Raw genomic sequence first — 17,583 nt, 5'->3', positions numbered from 1 at the left:
TAGTCATTTCAATACCTTTTCCCTGTTCAAGACTCGCTATTTTCGTCGTTTTCAACGATTGGTAACTCGGCTTCATCTTCTTTATTTTCCAAAGTAGCTTCGCTTTCTCCAACTTGATCATCGTCAAGCTCCGCTTCTTCGATTTCATCTTCTTTTTCAACTTTCGCGACAGTTGCAACAAGTTCGTCTTCACCTAGTCTGATTAGACGTACCCCTTGCGTACTTCGTCCGATTACAGAAATATCTTCAATATCCATACGGATCAAGATACCGTGGATTGTAATTAACATAAGATCTTCTGTACCGTCCACTGTCTTCATCGCAACTAGTAAACCGTTACGTTCAGTGACGTTCAATGTTTTTAATCCATAACCACCACGCGATTGGATACGGTATTCATCTTCAGGAGTCCGTTTTCCGAAGCCTTTTTCTGTTACAACTAGGATTTCATCACCTTCGTGCACGATATCCATGCCTATTGTAATGTCCCCCTCACGCAGACGAATACCACGGACACCTCCGGCTACCCGACCCATAGAACGGATGTCTACCTCATTGAATTTAATCAGCATGCCATCCTTTGTTCCAATAGCGATATTGTCATCGCCGCCAGTCATTTTGACACCGATTAGTTCATCATCGCCGCGTAATGTCAGGGCAATCAAGCCATTTGAGCGAATATTTGCAAACTCCGTAATAGGCGTACGTTTAACAATACCATTGCGAGTTGCAAAGAATAGGTACTCATCTTCCTTGAACTCTGCCACTGGAATCATAGCCGTTACTTTCTCATCTTTGTCTACCCCTAACAGGTTGATGATTGGTAACCCTTTAGCAGTCCGACTAAATTCAGGTACTTGGTAGCCTTTCGTACGGAATACTCGCCCTCTACTCGTAAAGAACAGGATAGTGTCATGCGTTGATGTATTCAACAGATGCTCGACGAAGTCATCGTCATTCGTGCCCATCCCTTGTATACCACGACCACCACGACGCTGACTTCGATAAGTATTAGCGGGTAAACGTTTAATATAGCCATTATGTGTGAGTGTCAACACTGAATTCTCGACTGGAATTAAATCCTCGTCCTCAATCATTTCAGCGCCGCCTAATGTAATTTCCGTTCTACGCTTATCTTCAAAACGGGCTTTTACTTCGAGCAGTTCCTCACGTATAATTTCGAGTAATTTCATTTCATCAGAAAGAATCGCACGAAGCTCTGCCATTAAGAGCTGCAGTGCTTCGTATTCGCTTTCGATTTTGTCCCGCTCAAGTCCTGTTAAGCGTTGGAGGCGCATATCAAGAATAGCTTGCGCTTGACGATCGGATAAATCAAATTGCTCCATCAACCCTGATTTCGCTTCATCAGTTGTTTTAGATCCGCGAATTAAGGCGATGATTCTATCAATATTATCGAGTGCGATACGCAGTCCTTCTAAAATGTGTGCGCGATCTTCTGCTTTTTTCAGGTCATACTGCGTACGTCTGCGAATGACAACTTTTTGGTGCTCCAAATAATGATATAAAATTTCTTTTAACGCCAGTACTTTTGGTTGGCCATCGACAAGTGCCAGCATGTTAATACCAAAACTAGATTGTAATGCAGTTTGCTTGTATAGGTTATTCAATAATACATTAGCATTGGCATCACGGCGCACTTCAATGACAATACGCATACCTGTACGGTCTGATTCATCTGCTAAATATGTGATACCATCGATTTTTTTATCCCGTACTAATTCTGCAATTTTTTCAATCAATCGTGCCTTATTTACTTGGAACGGTATCTCACTGACAATAATGGTTTCTCTGCCATTCGATTTCTGTTCAATTTCAACTTTACCGCGGATAATGACAGAACCTTTTCCCGTTTCATAAGCTCTTCTAATTCCACTACGGCCAAGAATAATCCCACCTGTAGGGAAATCAGGACCGGGTATAATTTCCATCAATTCTTCTGTCGTAATAGCAGGATTATCTGCCAATGCAATAACAGCGTCAATCGTTTCTCCAAGATGATGCGGTGGAATATTCGTTGCCATTCCGACTGCGATTCCTGTTGTCCCATTGACAAGCAAGTTTGGATAACGACTCGGTAAAACAATCGGTTCTCTTTCTTGCTCATCATAGTTATTTTGATAATCAACCGTATCTTTATTAATATCACGAAGGAGCTCCATCGCGATACGTGACATACGTGATTCCGTATATCGCATTGCTGCCGCCCCATCGCCATCAACTGAACCGAAGTTCCCATGACCATCGACGAGCATGTAACGATAGTTGAAATCCTGCGCCATCCGTACCATCGTCTCGTAAACAGCACTATCACCATGTGGGTGATACTTACCGATAACGTCCCCAACGATACGTGCGGATTTCTTATGCGGCTTATCGGCGGTATTTCCAAGATCCTGCATTGCATACAAAATACGACGGTGGACTGGTTTCAAACCATCCCTTACATCAGGGAGGGCACGTGAAACGATGACACTCATTGCATAGCCAAGGAATGAAGTCTTCATTTCCTTGCTAATATTGATGCCTTGGACACCACGTTTCGGCATATCTGCCATGTTTGTTAGACTCCTTTCAGCTCAACGTTCCTCAAGTATCTATATTTGTAGCATACATTGCATTATCCTCGATGAATTTACGACGTGGTTCAACATCGTCTCCCATCAGGTGTTGGAACGTTAAATCTGCATCAAAGGCATCTTCAAGTTCAACTTGCAGTAATGTACGTTGCTCTGGATCCATTGTTGTATCCCATAATTGTGTTGCGTCCATTTCACCAAGACCTTTATAACGTGTAATGACAGGCTTAGGTGTAGGCGACATCCGGTTGATAATCTCTTCAAGTTCTTCCTCTTTATAACAATACTCTTCGACTTTCCCTTGTTTCACGCGATAAAGTGGTGGCTGGGCGATGTAAACATAGCCTGCCTCAATAAGCGGTCGCATGAAGCGGAAGAAAAAGGTCAATAGAAGCGTACGAATATGCGCACCATCAACATCGGCATCGGTCATAATAACGAGTTTATGATAGCGTGCTTTTGAAAGGTCGAATTCTTCTCCAATACCTGTTCCAAGTGCTGTAATCATCGCGCGAATTTCTAAGTTACCTAAAATGCGGTCAAGACGTGCTTTTTCAACATTCAATATTTTCCCACGAAGTGGAAGTATTGCTTGAAAATGACGATCTCGTCCCATTTTAGCCGAACCACCCGCCGAGTCTCCTTCAACGATATACAATTCACTGATTTTGGGATCACGTGATGAACAATCCGCAAGTTTACCTGGCAAGCTAGATACTTCAAGTGCAGACTTACGCCGCGTAAACTCACGTGCATTTTTGGCTGCAATGCGTGCACGTGCTGCCATAAGACTTTTTTCAATAATTTGCTTTGCAGTTGTTGGATTTTCAAGTAAGAAACGTTGGAATCCTTCTGAAAATAGCGAGTTTGTAATCGTACTCACTTCAGAGTTTCCAAGTTTCGTCTTCGTCTGTCCTTCAAACTGCGGATTCGGGTGTTTGATAGAAATAATAGCCGTCAATCCTTCACGCACATCATCACCCGATAAGTTCGGGTCGGCTTCTTTCAGTGCACCATTTTTCCGCGCATAATCATTGATGACACGTGTAAGTGCTGTTTTGAAGCCAGATTCATGTGTCCCGCCCTCATACGTATTGATATTATTGGCAAATGAAAATAGGTTCTCTGCATAGCCGGCATTGTATTGCATCGCAATTTCGATTGAAATGCCATCTTTTTCACCTTCGATGAAGATTGGTTCCTCATGGATAGGTTCTTTATTTTTATTCAAATGTTCGACGTAGGACTTGATACCGCCCTCGTAGTAATAATGATCAACTCGATTTTCATCTTCTCGCTCATCCGTTATTGTAATGCGTAAACCACGGTTTAGATAAGCAAGCTCACGCAAACGGTGTGCCAAAATATCGTACTCATATGTCGTTGTTTCAGTAAAGATTTCTGGATCGGCTTTGAAGCGGATTCTTGTTCCCGTTTCATCACTCTCTCCAATGACGTTCAATTCTTCTACTACATCGCCACGTTCAAACTTGATGTAATGAACTTTACCATCGAGTCTAACAAAAACCTCCGTTGTTTCAGACAAAGCATTAACAACAGATGCACCTACTCCATGTAGTCCACCTGATACTTTATAGCCTCCACCGCCGAATTTACCTCCAGCATGAAGAACAGTCATAATAACTTCAACAGCTGGACGCCCTGTAGATTCTTGGATCCCAACCGGAATTCCACGACCGTTATCGTCGACACGTATCCAGTTATCTTTTTCTATTGTCACTTCGATATGATCACAGTATCCTGCAAGGGCCTCGTCAATACTATTATCAACGATTTCCCATACAAGATGGTGAAGTCCTCTTGAACTAGTCGTCCCAATATACATACCGGGACGCTTGCGGACAGCCTCAAGTCCTTCTAAGACTTGGATCTGATTCGCATCATAAGCTGTCTGCAACTCTTTCTCTTCCATTGCCAAACTGTTCACCATTCCTTTCTGAACGTCTAACATCTATCACTTTTCGTGCATTGTAAAAATTAATTACTATCCTTCTTTTCTAGCTACTACGCCAGCTGTAACTTCAAAGATATCTGCCTGGCGAATCGTATCATGGTCTATCCCAGCAACGTTTGTCGTTGTAACAATCGTTTGCACTTGCCCTTGAATCGTATTCAACAGATGAGATTGTCTATAATCATCAAGCTCAGACAACACATCATCGAGAAGAAGGACAGGCGTTTCCCCGACTTCTTGCTTTACAAGTTCAATCTCGGCAAGTTTAAGGGACAGCGCCGTCGTCCGCTGCTGCCCCTGTGAACCGTAAGTCTGAATATCGTATCCGTTGACAAAAAAATGAAGATCATCTCGATGGGGTCCAATCAATGTCATCCCACGCTCCAACTCGCGACGCCTTACTTCCAGCAACTTCTGACCTAATATAGACTCCATCTGTTCCACAGTCTGCCCCGAATCGAACTCTTTTAAAGTTGCATAAGTAATTTCAAGTGATTCAATTCCACGAGAAATTCCATTATGAATGGGTTCTGCCCACCGCTGTAAAAGTTCCATAAAATAAAAACGTTTACGAATAATTTGTACAGCTACTTGAATATACTGCTCTGTATAAACATCAAACATGACATCCTTCAAATCCAATTTGCCTCGATTATCTTTTAAGATAGCATTACGCTGCTTTAGGATTTTCTGGAATGTTAAAAGGTCATGTAAATAAGTCGGTGAAATCTGACCGATTTCCATATCTAGGAACCGTCTACGTACTTGGGGACTTCCTTTGACAAGGTTCAAATCTTCTGGTGCAAACATGACAACATTCAATTGCCCGATGTACAAGCTCAGGCGATTTTGTTCAAGATGATTGACACGCGCCTTTTTACCTTTTTTTGAAAGGATCAACTCTAATGGCAGTTTGCCATATTTTCGTTGGATGTCACCTTCTATTTTACCATATTCTTGGTCCCAGCGTATTAATTCTCGATCATTAGAGGTTCTATGAGATTTCGCCATGGAAAGTACATAGATTGCTTCCATCACATTCGTCTTTCCTTGCGCGTTTTCACCAATCAACACATTGATATGTGGAGAAAACGATAAGTCAAGCGCTTCGTAATTACGATAATCAGTTAATGCAAGTCGTTCAATGTACATCCGGTTGCTCAGTTAAGATGTCATGTATTTTAAATTTTCCAACACCTGGAACGTTGATTACATCTCCATGGCGTAATTTTTTACCTCGTCGCTGCTCTGCTTCTCCATTGACATAAACAGTATGTTCTTCTAAAAACCATTTAGCCATACCGCCAGAACTGATTGCATCCGTCATTTTTAATAATTGACCTAATGTTATGTACTCTGTATCAATTGTCAGGTTTTCCATCAGACCCTATCCCTTCGCAAATTAGTCTATCCCTCTATTTTAGCCGATTTTCGATTGTATATCAATTGCGGCTAAGATCTAATTGCATTCAGATTTCGAATTAGACTTAAATCCATACTGAATAAAGATTAGAAAACTCGGTGATTGCCGAGTTTTTGGCGGAAGGCAGTCTAAGTTGGCGATGTCCTGATTCTGTGCTTTTTGCAGAAATTAAAGCAGAGCCATAGTTGCTCTTAAAAGGTCACCAACGTACTTATACTTTCTGAAGTTATAAAAAAGGATAGTCATTTATTTGACTATCCTTCAAAATTTAATATGTCCGGACGGGAAGAATTAGTTGCAAAATGGAGTCATCATCCACTGATTTTAGAATGAATGGTCGCATCGCTCCTGTAAATTGAATGGCTACATCTTGACCATCAATTGCTTTCAATGCATCCATCATATATTTAGCACTAAAAGAAATTTTTAGTTCTTCTCCAGTAATACTAATTACCTCTACTAGCTCTTCAACCTTTCCAACTTCAGGTGAGTTGGATGAGATTTCAATAACCTTTCCTTCATCTGCTGAAAATCGGACAATATTATTCCGTTCTTCACGTGCTAAAAGGGAGGCTCTGTCAATCGCTTGAAGCAGAAGACGTCCGTTGATTGTTACCGTTGTTTTATATTCAGAAGGGATTAGTCGAGAAGTATCCGGATAATTACCTTCTAGTAAACGCGAGTAAAATAAGACATTACGAGTTTTAAATAATACTTGCTGATCTGCAATAACGATATCTACAATTTCGCCAGTATCAGGCAAAATTTTATTTAATTCCTGCAAGCTTTTTCCCGGTATAACGACACTAAAAGGAACTTCTGGCATTTCTTCAGGCACTGTTAACCTTCTTGCTAACCTGTGGCTATCTGTGGCAACACAAGACAGTCCTCCGTCTTTTGCTTCCCAGTGAACACCTGTTAATATCGGTCTTGTTTCTTGTTGCGATACTGCAAAGACAGTTTCGCGAATGATAGATTTCATCAAATCTGCTGGTAATGAAAATAGATATTCATCTTTTACTTCAGGTAATACTGGATACTCGTCTGCATCTGATCCAATGAGGTGGAATTCCGTTTTACCAGATTGAATATGAGTTTGAAAACCATTAGCAGCTTCGATAGTTACATCATTTGTAGGTAGTTTGCGTACAATTTCACTAAAAACTTTTGCTTGTAAGACAATACTTCCTTTTTCGATGACGCGAATGATTTGTTCCCCATTTTCTTCAGCAGCAATGAATGTGCAAATTGTAATATCAGAATCGCTACCTGTCATTGTAATTCCTTTATCATCCACATCGATTTTTATACCTGTCAAAATAGGATTGGTTACTTTGTGGCTGATCGCTTTCATCACATCACTTAAACCATCAATCAGTCGATCTCTCATGATTTCAAATTTCATTATATACCCTCGCTTATATAATATTAATGTTTAATTAATTAGTAGTAATAGTAGTAGGGGCTGTGGAAATGTGCATAAGTCCTAAATTCTACGTTGTATCAGGGTTTTCCACATGTGCATAAACTGTTCACGAGTATGCACACCTTATCCTATGTTATACACAGGTCATCCTCTACCAAGTACATTGCGTACATCTTGAACATCTTGTTGAAGAGCTTGATCATCTTTCAACATTTTTGAGATTTTTTCATGGGCATGAATCACAGTTGAATGATCTCGGCCACCAAATTCAGAGCCGATTTTAGGTAAAGAGGAGTCCGTCAATTCTCTGGACAAATACATAGCGACTTGTCGTGGGAATGCAATGGATCTTGTTCTTTTCTTGGCGGTGAAATCCTCGAGCCGAATATTGAAGTGCTCTCCAACTGCTTTTTGGATGTCTAGAATGGTCACAGTACGAGGCCTAGAATTAGGTATGATATCTTTTAATGCTTCAGCAGCTAATTCTGTGGTGATATCCGTATTTACTAAAGATGAATAGGCAACAACACGTATAAGTGCACCTTCAAGCTCACGTATATTGGAATCAATTTGATTTGCAATGTACAGCATGACTTCGTTTGGGATATCAATTAGTCCGTCCGCCTTGGCCTTTTTACGCAAGATTGCAATCCGCGTTTCAAGATCTGGGGGAGCTATATCTGTAATAAGACCCCATTCAAAACGTGATCTAAGCCGATCTTCCAACGTTGGAATTTCTTTCGGTGGTCGATCACTTGAAATGACAATTTGTTTTGATTCTTCATGTAGCGTATTGAATGTGTGGAAGAATTCTTCCTGGGTTTGTTCTTTTCCTGCAAGGAATTGAATATCATCTATTAAAAGTACGTCTACATTCCGATAACGATTGCGGAATTCGACAGCTTTGTTATCCCGGATTGAATTGATGAATTCATTTGTAAATTTTTCAGATGAAAGATAAACAACCTTAGCTGTTGGGTTTTGTTCGAGAACATAATGACCAATTGCATGCATTAAGTGAGTTTTACCAAGTCCGACGCCACCGTAGATGAACAGTGGGTTATAAGCTTTTGCAGGCGCTTCAGCTACTGCTAGTGATGCAGCATGAGCAAATCGATTTCCTGAACCAATAACGAATGTATCGAATGTGTATTTAGGATTGAGCATACCAGGTGCCGTTACTGCTGGGGTTGTTTCAATCGGTTTCACAGTTGGTTTAGGGACCATAAAATCATTTTCTACCATATCTTCTGGAACGACAAACTGAATGATACGATCTTCACCAGTCAATTCAGATAAGATGCCAGTAATTAGATGTACATAGTGAGTTTCAAGCCATTCTTTTGCAAAAGAATTCGGTACGGCTATAGTGACGTTCTCTTCGCCATACGACATGAGTTTTGTCGATTTGAGCCAGGTTTCAAAACTGGGCCTTGAAATTTTCTGCTCTACTTTCGACAATACTTCGCTCCATAATTCTTCTAAGTGTTCCAATCTCTTGCCTCCTTTACAACAAAAATAAACTCTGAAGATATGTATTATACACAGTTTCAACGGTTGTGGATAACAATTATACAAAAATGTTGAAAAAATTATCCACAACCTATCAACAATTGTGGATAACGGAAATGTTATAAAATTATGTGCACAACAAAATCCATCTCATTGTAACAGGAAATGAGATGGATTACAAGGTTCTCTGTGGCTTATCCACAATACGGGCAAACGTGGAGGAAACCTTTATCCACAGGCTTTAATATGTGAAAAACATGTCGATAAGCGATGTGGATAAAAAAATATTGAAAAATAGTATACACATTATCGTCGCCAATAATTTGACTAAGATGTGGATAACCAATTATTATAAATGTACTTGCAGATTTAGATATGAATGTGGTATCTGATAAAAAAAGGTTGACTTTTACTGTGAAATACCGATATACTGTTCAAGACTGTCATGTAGTAAACAGACAATCACGCAGGAGGTGTCTTAAAAAATGAAACGTACATTCCAACCAAATAAACGTAAACGTAGTAAAGTTCACGGCTTCCGTGAGAGAATGAGCACGAAAAGCGGACGTAGAATCCTTGCAGCCCGTCGACGCAAAGGAAGAAAAGTACTTTCAGCATAAGGCCACTGCCTCAGTGGTCTTTTTTTCTATTGAAAATCAATTATCCCACTTATATAAGGGTGGGGACTTTAAGCTGAAGCAAGTTAAATTTAAGTGACGAAGCAGGTGCGTTTTATGAACAAACGTCAACGAATAAAGAAGAATGAAGAGTTCCAGCAGGTATTTAAGAAAGGGAAGTCTGTCGCCAATCGACAATTTGTTGTGTATTCCTATAGGAAAGAAGAGCAGCAAGAATTTCGAATTGGTCTTTCCGTCAGTAAAAAAGTTGGAAACGCGGTTACACGAAACCGTATTAAACGATATTTGAGGCAGTCTTTCTTGGAAATGAAGGACGAGTTACGAAAAGATATGGACTATGTTATCATCGCCAGACATCAGGCGGCCACACTCGACTTTCATGAAACAAAAAAGAGCTTACAGCATGTTTTGCGAATTGCACGTGTGCTAAAGAAGAAGTAGAAGGATACAACTTAACATGATAAACTGAAATTACTAGCTAACAAGACGGCTGGAATTCGATTAGTCTTCTATATAAAAGAAAAGATATGATTTGGGGGAACCAATTTGAAAAAGAAGGTAGCATTACTTTTGATGCTGACGGCATTATCGGTATTCCTTGCGGGATGTTCTGACTTCAATCAACCGATTTATGCAGACAGTGAAGGATTTTGGAACAAATATATTGTTTGGCCACTTGTTTCGTTAATAACATTATTTAAAGACATAATGGGTACGTACGGATGGGGAATTGTTTCAGTTACAATCATCATTCGACTTGTTTTACTCCCATTAATGATCAAACAGACGCAAAGTTCTAAACGAATGCAAGAAGTACAACCTGAATTAAATGCATTAAAAGAAAAATATAAATCAAAAGACGCTGTCACGCAACAGAAGTACCGTGAGGAAATGCAAAAAATAATGTCGGAACGAAAAATCAACCCAGCAGCAGGTTGTTTACCGGTCATTATCCAAATGCCAATCCTCTTTGGCTTCTATCATGCTATCAGTCGTATGAATGTTACTTATGATATTGGTAAATTCCTTTGGTTCGAACTGGCAGCACCAAGTATTACACTTGCAGTCATTGCTGGACTTGCACAATTCGTCGTATTGCGGACAGGCCCAGCAATGGGGAACCCACAGATGAAGGTAATGATGTATATCATGCCATTCATGATCATGATTTTCGGTTCATTCTTACCCGCAGCACTTGCACTTTATTGGGTAATTGGGAATATCATTTCAGTAATCCAAAATATCTTCATTTACAAACCATTTAAGAAAGAAGAAGTGGTACCTGTAAAAGTAGGAGGGAAACGAAAATGACAAGGATGACGCGAAGGGGAGCCACAGTTGAATTGGCGATCTCGTCAGCATTAGCAGCACTTGGTGTTACACGTAACGAAGTTGAAGTTAAAGTAATCGATCAAGGGAGAAAAGGATTTCTTGGTTTTGGTGCAAAAGAAGCTGAAGTGACCGTAACAATGATACATGTAGATGAACCTTCCGTCCCTGAAACACTTGTAATATCCGAAACGACAACAGATGACTTGCAAGAAAAAGTCGTTGTCGAATCTATTCCAACTGAAACAGAGCAACAAGCAACAGTTGAAAAATTATCCGATGAAATAGCGATTGAAGAAACAGAACGCTATCTACAGCAAGTTGCTGAAGGAATGGGAATTAAAGATATTCAAGTTAGTCATGAAATTGACGGCAAATATGTAAATTTTCAGTTGGAAAGCTCTAAAGCAGCTCTGCTAATTGGTAAACGAGGGCAAACTTTGAATGCACTTCAACAGCTATCCCAGCTTGTGACAAATAAGTCAGCTAATCAATTTAAAGTTGTTCGGGTAGATGTCGGAGATTACCGTGAACGTCGTGAACAATCACTTGAACAGCTTGCTGATCGCATGGCCGACAAGGCAGTGCGCACGGGTCGTAAAGTACAGCTGGAGCCGATGCCATCTTATGAAAGAAAAGTGATTCATAATGCATTGTCGAATCGCTTAGATATTGAGACATATTCGGAAGGTAATGATCCATTTAGATACCTTGTCATTGAAGGTATTCGCTAAATAAATTTTTTCTCGCAAGGACGTATTTGTCTTTGCGAGTTTTTTTTATCTTCATTCAGCAAATTATTTTAGACTGAGTAGGCTCTATTCAGTGGGTGTCCAAACGCCCGCTGAATGAAGATAAGGCCCCCGGCGGATGTCACAGATTTTGAAAGGAGTCAATGAGGGCAGCCTAAGTTCACGACGTCCTAAAAGAGTGCCTTGATTTCTGCAAAGAACGCAGAAATCAAGGCAAATCGAACCCTTCGCAGTTCGATTCGCAACGCCTGCATAACCTACTTCCTGTAGGCCTCAAGCTCGATTCAAAATCTGGACGCAATTACTCAGAGGCGTAATTGAATTGTGCAAAATCTAGGCTATTGAGACTTTTGTCGAATGAAGATAAACTTATCCACATATTTTCGATTCTCAAGCTAGAAGGATAGGTCATTTTGTGATACTATATTATGTTAGATAGTCATGTCCGGAAATGGTTTATCCACATGTGAATAACTAAGCTAGGAAGGTGAAGAATGTGCATTTTGATACAATAGCCGCCGTTTCAACTCCGATGGGGGAAGGCGCGATTGCCATCGTTAGACTTAGTGGAGATGAAGCTATTCAAATAGCAGATCGCATTTTCCGTTCTCCGTCAGGAAAAAAGTTAATAAAAGAACAATCGCATACGATTCATTATGGTCATTTGGAAAATCCTGCTACTGGCGAAGTTGTTGAAGAAGTAATGCTTTCTCTTATGAAAGCACCTAAAACATTTACGCGTGAAGATGTAGTGGAAGTGAATTGTCACGGGGGGCTTGTAGCTGTCCAGCGGGTTCTCCAACTGGTGTTGAAAGAAGGGGCTCGTCTAGCTGAGCCGGGCGAGTTCACAAAACGTGCATTCCTCAATGGGAGAATTGACTTGTCACAAGCTGAGGCGGTCATGGATCTTATCCGTGCGAAAACAGACCGTGCGATGAATGTCGCGCTAAATCAGATGGAAGGAAAGCTGTCTCGGTTGATTGGCGACTTAAGACAAGCACTTCTTGAAACGTTGGCGCAGGTAGAAGTGAATATCGACTATCCTGAATATGATGACGTCGAAGAAGTGACAATCCCATTGATGATTGAAAAAGGGACATGGGTTAGAAATGAAATAGACCAATTATTACGTACATCATCCCAAGGGAAAATCCTTCGGGAGGGGCTATCTACCGTTATAGTGGGTAGACCGAATGTCGGTAAATCTTCATTGCTTAATAGCCTTGTTCAAGAAAATAAAGCAATTGTAACTGACATAGCAGGGACGACGCGTGATATTATTGAAGAGTACGTCAATGTGCGAGGTGTTCCACTGCGTCTTGTCGATACGGCTGGAATCCGTGAAACAGAAGATATCGTGGAACGGATTGGTGTTGAAAGATCGAGACAAGTACTCAAGGAAGCGGATTTAATTTTACTTGTCCTTAATAGTTCAGAAGAGCTTTCCGTTGAAGATGAGCGCCTTTTTGAAGCGATTTCGGGGATGGATGCCATTATTGTCATTAACAAAACCGATCTTCCGCCAAAAATTGATTTGGCGAAAGTAAAGGAGCTCTCGGGCAATGGAAAACTTGTGACTACTTCCCTTTTGAAAGATGAAGGGATCGATGAGTTAGAAGAAGCAATTGCCGGACTCTTTTTCGAAGGAAACTTAGAGTCAGGCGATTTCACATATGTATCCAACGCAAGACATATCTCTTTGCTACACAATGCAAAGGCTACTATAGAGGATGCTATAAGCGCAGCAGAAGCTGGTGTCCCAGTTGACATGATACAAATTGACGTCACACGGACATGGGAAATTCTCGGTGAGATTATTGGAGATACTGTCCAAGAAAGTTTAATTAACCAGTTGTTCGCACAATTTTGCCTCGGAAAATAACAAATTAAATGAGGGTTCAAAAAGGAAGATGAAAAGGGCCGAGGAGGGAAGGTGGTCTAAGGCAGCGACGACTGCATGACTTACTTCCTGTAGGCTCAATTTTCACGGGATCTTTTGAACAATCTAAAGAAAGAAGGAAAAGAACATGCCACAATTTGAAGCAGGCACGTTCGATGTTATTGTCATTGGGGCCGGTCATGCCGGTGTTGAGGCGGCATTATCCGCTGCCAAAATGGGTGCATCGACGCTTGTACTAACTATGAACCTTGATATGATTGCTTTTATGCCTTGTAATCCGTCACTCGGGGGTCCTGCAAAAGGGATCGTCGTACGCGAAATCGACGCACTTGGCGGTGCGATGGGGAAAGTAATCGACAAAACACATATCCAAATGCGGATGTTGAATACAGGAAAAGGACCTGCTGTTCGTGCGCTTCGAGCACAAGCTGATAAAGTTCTTTACCAACAAGAAATGAAGCGCCTTCTCGAAGAACAAGACAACTTAACGCTCCATCAAGGGGTTGTAGAAGAACTGATTGTCGAGGATAATGAAGTAAAAGGCCTAATTACTCAAGTAGGGGCAGTGTATCGTGCGAAAACAGTAATTGTTACAACGGGTACGTTCCTACGAGGGGAAATCATCATTGGGGACTTGAAATATTCAAGTGGACCAAATAACCAAATGCCTTCGATAGGACTAGCAGATAACATCCGAGAGCTTGGATTCGATATGGTCAGATTCAAAACAGGTACACCACCACGCGTCAATAGTCGAACAATTGACTATAGCAAAACGGAAATTCAACCAGGTGACGATGTACCGCGTGCTTTCAGCTTTGAAACGACTGAATTCATCATGGATCAGTTGCCATGCTGGCTGACGTATACATCACCAAGAACACATGAAATTATCAATGAAAACTTGCACTTATCACCAATGTATTCAGGTGTAATTAAAGGAAAAGGGCCGCGTTATTGCCCGTCTATTGAAGATAAAATTGTGCGCTTTGCTGATAAATCACGTCATCAGATTTTCTTAGAACCCGAAGGTCGAAATACAAAAGAAGTATATGTCCAAGGATTATCAACAAGCTTACCTGAACATGTTCAAAGACAGCTCATTGAAAGTGTTCCAGGGCTAGAAAAAGCTGAAATGATGCGTGCTGGCTATGCAATTGAGTATGACGCAATCGTTCCAACACAACTATGGCCGACCCTTGAAACGAAAAAAATACGTAATTTGTATACAGCAGGGCAATTGAATGGGACGTCTGGTTACGAAGAAGCAGCTGCACAAGGAATTATGGCAGGGATTAACGCAGCTTCACGTGCTCTTGGGAAAGCGGAGTGCGTTCTAGGACGTGCCGATGCTTATATAGGTGTTCTGATTGACGATCTCGTTACAAAAGGAACAAGCGAGCCCTACAGGCTTCTGACATCACGTGCTGAGTACCGACTATTATTGCGTCATGACAATGCGGATCTACGTTTAACGGAAATCGGTTATGGGCTTGGAATGATTAGCGAGGAAAGATATGCAGCGTATCTTGCGAAGAAACAGCATATCGAAGAAGAAATTACTAGGTTGCGAAAAGTATCGATTAAACCGGATGAACATGTGCAAGAAATCATTCGTGAAACAGGCGGAACAGAGCTAAGAGAACCGATGAAAGCGGCGGACCTTTTGAAACGTCCAGAGATCAATTATAACCAAATTGAGCGAATGATACCTTCAAGTGAAAAGAAATCTGAAGAAGTTGAAGAGCAAGTGGAAATTTTTATTAAATACGAAGGATATATTGAAAAATCAATGCAACAAGTTGATAAAATGAAAAAAATGGAAAACAAGAAAATACCAGAGAACATTGATTACAATGCAATAGCGGGTATCGCGACAGAAGCCAAAGCTCAGTTGAGTGAAGTCAGACCTTTATCCATCGCGCAAGCATCTCGTATATCCGGCGTTAACCCAGCTGATATTTCAATACTTCTCGTTTATATTGAACAAGGGAAAATTGCCAAAGTATCTAGCTAAACTATAGTTTTACGCTTTTCTTTAAAAGGGGGAGTTATTAATTGAATGAAGAGCAGTTTGTACAAGCATTGAAGGAACAAGGAATTGAATTGAATGAAACACAAAAAACTCAATTTGCTAGGTATTTTGAACTTCTAGTTGAGTGGAATGAAAAAATGAACTTAACAGCTATAACAGACGCTCCATCAGTTTATTTGAAGCACTTCTATGATTCAATTTCTGCTGCTTTTTACGTTGATTTAAGTGGACGAAGCACAATTTGTGATGTAGGTGCAGGGGCTGGTTTTCCAAGTATTCCTTTGAAAATTTGTTTCCCAGACCTTGAGGTGACAATTGTAGATTCTTTGAACAAACGGATTGGATTTTTAGGGGCTTTAGCAGAGGAACTTCAACTGACCAATGTCCATTTTGTTCATGCGAGAGCAGAGGATTTTGGACAAAACCCTTTATATCGTGAAAAGTTTGATATTGTTACTGCGCGTGCAGTCGCTCGATTGTCTGTGCTTGCTGAATTATGTGTGCCTCTCGTCTCGGTTGGTGGAATTTTCATTTCTATGAAAGGTGCGGCTGCGGACGACGAGCTTGCAGATGCGAAAAAATCACTTGCCATTCTCGGTGCTACCATCAAAGAAGAACACTCATTCAAACTACCAGTTGAAGATAGTGAACGGAATATCTTTGTTTTTGATAAAGAAAAGAGAACGCCTAAAAAATATCCACGTAAACCAGGTGTGCCAAACAAGACGCCTATTCAATAAATTACACCTCGGCGTAATTTAGTCCGGAGCTTTTTGAGCTTGCTCAAAAGGCTCCACTAAAAAAACATGACATCTGCTGAAGGCTTTATCTTCGTTCAGCAGGAGCTTGAACACCTACCGAACAGGAAAATAGGATGCATTTCGCTACCTATAGGGTGGGCCATTCTGTAGCTGATGCTTCGCTTTCAGTACAAGCATATTGGCTGAATGAAGATAAACTGTTTCACGTGGAACATATTTAAAGAGGATAAATTTTCCCTGTGACGAACTAAGTTAATATAGGGAGTAGTCTTGAAAAGGTGGTGCCGGGAATGAAAAGTCCTTTTTCACGTTTTTTTGGAAGTGGTGATAAGGAAATAGAGATGGAGATAGAAATAGAGACGGATTCACTAGAAATCAGCAATAATCATCAAGAGCAGATTGAACAAGTGAAAATTGAGTCTATCAAACCAAATAAATATCAACCGCGTACAGTTTTTTCAGAGGAAAAAATTGAAGAACTGGCACGAACGATTCACATCCACGGTGTTATTCAACCAATCGTTGTTAGAAAAGTAGATAATGCCTACGAAATTATTGCTGGAGAACGAAGATATCGTGCTATGAAAAAGCTCGGATGGTTAGAAGTTCCAGCAATTATTCGAGAGCTTGATGATAAAGAAACGGCATCAATTGCATTGATTGAAAACTTACAGCGTGAAGAGTTGACAGCCATCGAAGAAGCATTTGCTTATGAAAAGCTCATTGAACTTCATTCGTTAACACAGGAGGCATTGGCACAGAGACTTGGAAAAGGCCAATCCACGGTTGCAAATAAACTACGACTTTTGAAATTACCCGAAGAAATTAAAAATGGTATTTTAACAAAAGAGCTCTCCGAAAGACATGCTAGAGCGTTAATACCTTTGAAAGATAACGAATTACAGTTACAGCTTTTCAAAGAAATTATTGAACAGCAGTTAAATGTCAAACAGCTCGAGATGAGAATCCAACAGTTACTAAATCCTGAAGAGCCAAAAGAAAAGAGAAAAGCTCCTAGAAGGAAGTCGGTTAGTAAAGACGTTCGAATCGCAGTTAATACGATTAGGCAATCTTTAGTACTCGTAACGAAAAGTGGCATTGATGTGAAAACGGAAGAAGAGGATTCCGAGGATTTTTACACGATTACGGTACGAATTCCGAAGAAAAAGTGACGAAAAACTCTTGCTTGACAAAAGCAGGAGTTTTTTTATTATACTTTTCCCCACTTACAATGG

At 40.6% G+C, this 17,583-nt stretch carries 14 protein-coding genes; 8 read left to right on the top strand and 6 right to left on the bottom strand.

The annotated features are described in order from the left end of the window. Nucleotides 1-26 precede the first annotated feature (26 nt). From gyrA to dnaA, 6 genes are all read right to left on the bottom strand, one after another. Nucleotides 27-2,576 (bottom strand): DNA gyrase subunit A, encoded by a 2,550-nt coding sequence (gene gyrA / locus MKZ10_RS02525; protein WP_342507599.1) that lies wholly within the window; start codon nt 2,574-2,576, stop codon nt 27-29. 31 nt (nt 2,577-2,607) lie between these two features. Next, complete coding sequence (gene gyrB / locus MKZ10_RS02520) at nt 2,608-4,530, bottom strand: DNA topoisomerase (ATP-hydrolyzing) subunit B (protein ID WP_342509977.1); 1,923 nt, start codon at nt 4,528-4,530, stop codon at nt 2,608-2,610. A gap of 72 nt (nt 4,531-4,602) precedes the next feature. Further along, nucleotides 4,603-5,724, bottom strand: a complete 1,122-nt coding sequence (gene recF, locus MKZ10_RS02515) for a DNA replication/repair protein RecF (protein ID WP_342507597.1) — start codon at nt 5,722-5,724, stop codon at nt 4,603-4,605. Next, nucleotides 5,714-5,953: a S4 domain-containing protein YaaA gene (gene yaaA, locus MKZ10_RS02510; RefSeq protein ID WP_212391685.1), complete on the bottom strand. Its 240-nt coding sequence runs from the start codon at nt 5,951-5,953 to the stop codon at nt 5,714-5,716. Before yaaA ends, recF begins: the two co-directional genes overlap by 11 nt. A 310-nt stretch (nt 5,954-6,263) precedes the next feature. Continuing rightward, complete coding sequence (gene dnaN / locus MKZ10_RS02505; protein ID WP_342507593.1) at nt 6,264-7,400, bottom strand: DNA polymerase III subunit beta; 1,137 nt, start codon at nt 7,398-7,400, stop codon at nt 6,264-6,266. A 165-nt stretch (nt 7,401-7,565) separates the two neighbouring features. After that, nucleotides 7,566-8,915, bottom strand: coding sequence for a chromosomal replication initiator protein DnaA (gene dnaA / locus MKZ10_RS02500; RefSeq protein ID WP_342507590.1), 1,350 nt, complete (start codon nt 8,913-8,915; stop codon nt 7,566-7,568). Nucleotides 8,916-9,418: 503 nt separating this feature from the next. Between dnaA and rpmH the strand changes: the two genes are divergently transcribed. From rpmH to noc, 8 genes are all read left to right on the top strand, one after another. After that, on the top strand, nt 9,419-9,553 hold the full coding sequence (gene rpmH, locus MKZ10_RS02495) for a 50S ribosomal protein L34 (protein WP_179392742.1): 135 nt from the start codon (nt 9,419-9,421) through the stop codon (nt 9,551-9,553). A gap of 114 nt (nt 9,554-9,667) precedes the next feature. Next, nucleotides 9,668-10,012: a ribonuclease P protein component gene (gene rnpA, locus MKZ10_RS02490; RefSeq protein WP_342507586.1), complete on the top strand. Its 345-nt coding sequence runs from the start codon at nt 9,668-9,670 to the stop codon at nt 10,010-10,012. A 105-nt stretch (nt 10,013-10,117) separates the two neighbouring features. Further along, nucleotides 10,118-10,882 (top strand): membrane protein insertase YidC, encoded by a 765-nt coding sequence (gene yidC, locus MKZ10_RS02485; protein WP_342507584.1) that lies wholly within the window; start codon nt 10,118-10,120, stop codon nt 10,880-10,882. Beyond that, nucleotides 10,879-11,634, top strand: coding sequence for an RNA-binding cell elongation regulator Jag/EloR (jag, locus tag MKZ10_RS02480; RefSeq protein WP_342507582.1), 756 nt, complete (start codon nt 10,879-10,881; stop codon nt 11,632-11,634). Before yidC ends, jag begins: the two co-directional genes overlap by 4 nt. Nucleotides 11,635-12,148: 514 nt before the next feature. Next, nucleotides 12,149-13,534: a tRNA uridine-5-carboxymethylaminomethyl(34) synthesis GTPase MnmE gene (mnmE, locus tag MKZ10_RS02475; RefSeq protein ID WP_342507580.1), complete on the top strand. Its 1,386-nt coding sequence runs from the start codon at nt 12,149-12,151 to the stop codon at nt 13,532-13,534. A gap of 145 nt (nt 13,535-13,679) precedes the next feature. Then, nucleotides 13,680-15,569 carry a tRNA uridine-5-carboxymethylaminomethyl(34) synthesis enzyme MnmG gene (gene mnmG, locus MKZ10_RS02470; RefSeq protein WP_203248272.1) on the top strand — a complete coding sequence of 630 codons (1,890 nt, stop codon included), beginning with the start codon at nt 13,680-13,682 and terminating at the stop codon, nt 15,567-15,569. A gap of 41 nt (nt 15,570-15,610) precedes the next feature. After that, entirely contained in the window at nt 15,611-16,327 is a 717-nt protein-coding gene (gene rsmG, locus MKZ10_RS02465; protein WP_203248273.1) for a 16S rRNA (guanine(527)-N(7))-methyltransferase RsmG, read from the top strand. A 311-nt stretch (nt 16,328-16,638) separates the two neighbouring features. Then, nucleotides 16,639-17,520: a nucleoid occlusion protein gene (gene noc, locus MKZ10_RS02460; RefSeq protein ID WP_342507579.1), complete on the top strand. Its 882-nt coding sequence runs from the start codon at nt 16,639-16,641 to the stop codon at nt 17,518-17,520. Nucleotides 17,521-17,583: the final 63 nt, after the last annotated feature.

This window comes from Sporosarcina sp. FSL K6-2383 (assembly GCF_038618305.1).
Taxonomy (GTDB): domain Bacteria; phylum Bacillota; class Bacilli; order Bacillales_A; family Planococcaceae; genus Sporosarcina.
The sequence above is the reverse complement of the archived record's forward strand: the minus strand, read 5'-3'. Positions and strand labels throughout refer to the sequence as shown.

Bases quoted from the DNA above. Each gene is read 5' to 3' on its own strand.
- gyrA (WP_342507599.1), bottom strand. From the start codon at position 2,576: ATGGCAGATATGCCGAAACGTGGTGTCCAAGGCATCAATATTAGCAAG.
- gyrB (WP_342509977.1), bottom strand. From the start codon at position 4,530: ATGGAAGAGAAAGAGTTGCAGACAGCTTATGATGCGAATCAGATCCAA.
- recF (WP_342507597.1), bottom strand. From the start codon at position 5,724: ATGTACATTGAACGACTTGCATTAACTGATTATCGTAATTACGAAGCG.
- yaaA (WP_212391685.1), bottom strand. From the start codon at position 5,953: ATGGAAAACCTGACAATTGATACAGAGTACATAACATTAGGTCAATTA.
- dnaN (WP_342507593.1), bottom strand. From the start codon at position 7,400: ATGAAATTTGAAATCATGAGAGATCGACTGATTGATGGTTTAAGTGAT.
- rpmH (WP_179392742.1), top strand. From the start codon at position 9,419: ATGAAACGTACATTCCAACCAAATAAACGTAAACGTAGTAAAGTTCAC.
- rnpA (WP_342507586.1), top strand. From the start codon at position 9,668: ATGAACAAACGTCAACGAATAAAGAAGAATGAAGAGTTCCAGCAGGTA.
- jag (WP_342507582.1), top strand. From the start codon at position 10,879: ATGACAAGGATGACGCGAAGGGGAGCCACAGTTGAATTGGCGATCTCG.
- mnmG (WP_203248272.1), top strand. From the start codon at position 13,680: ATGCCACAATTTGAAGCAGGCACGTTCGATGTTATTGTCATTGGGGCC.
- noc (WP_342507579.1), top strand. From the start codon at position 16,639: ATGAAAAGTCCTTTTTCACGTTTTTTTGGAAGTGGTGATAAGGAAATA.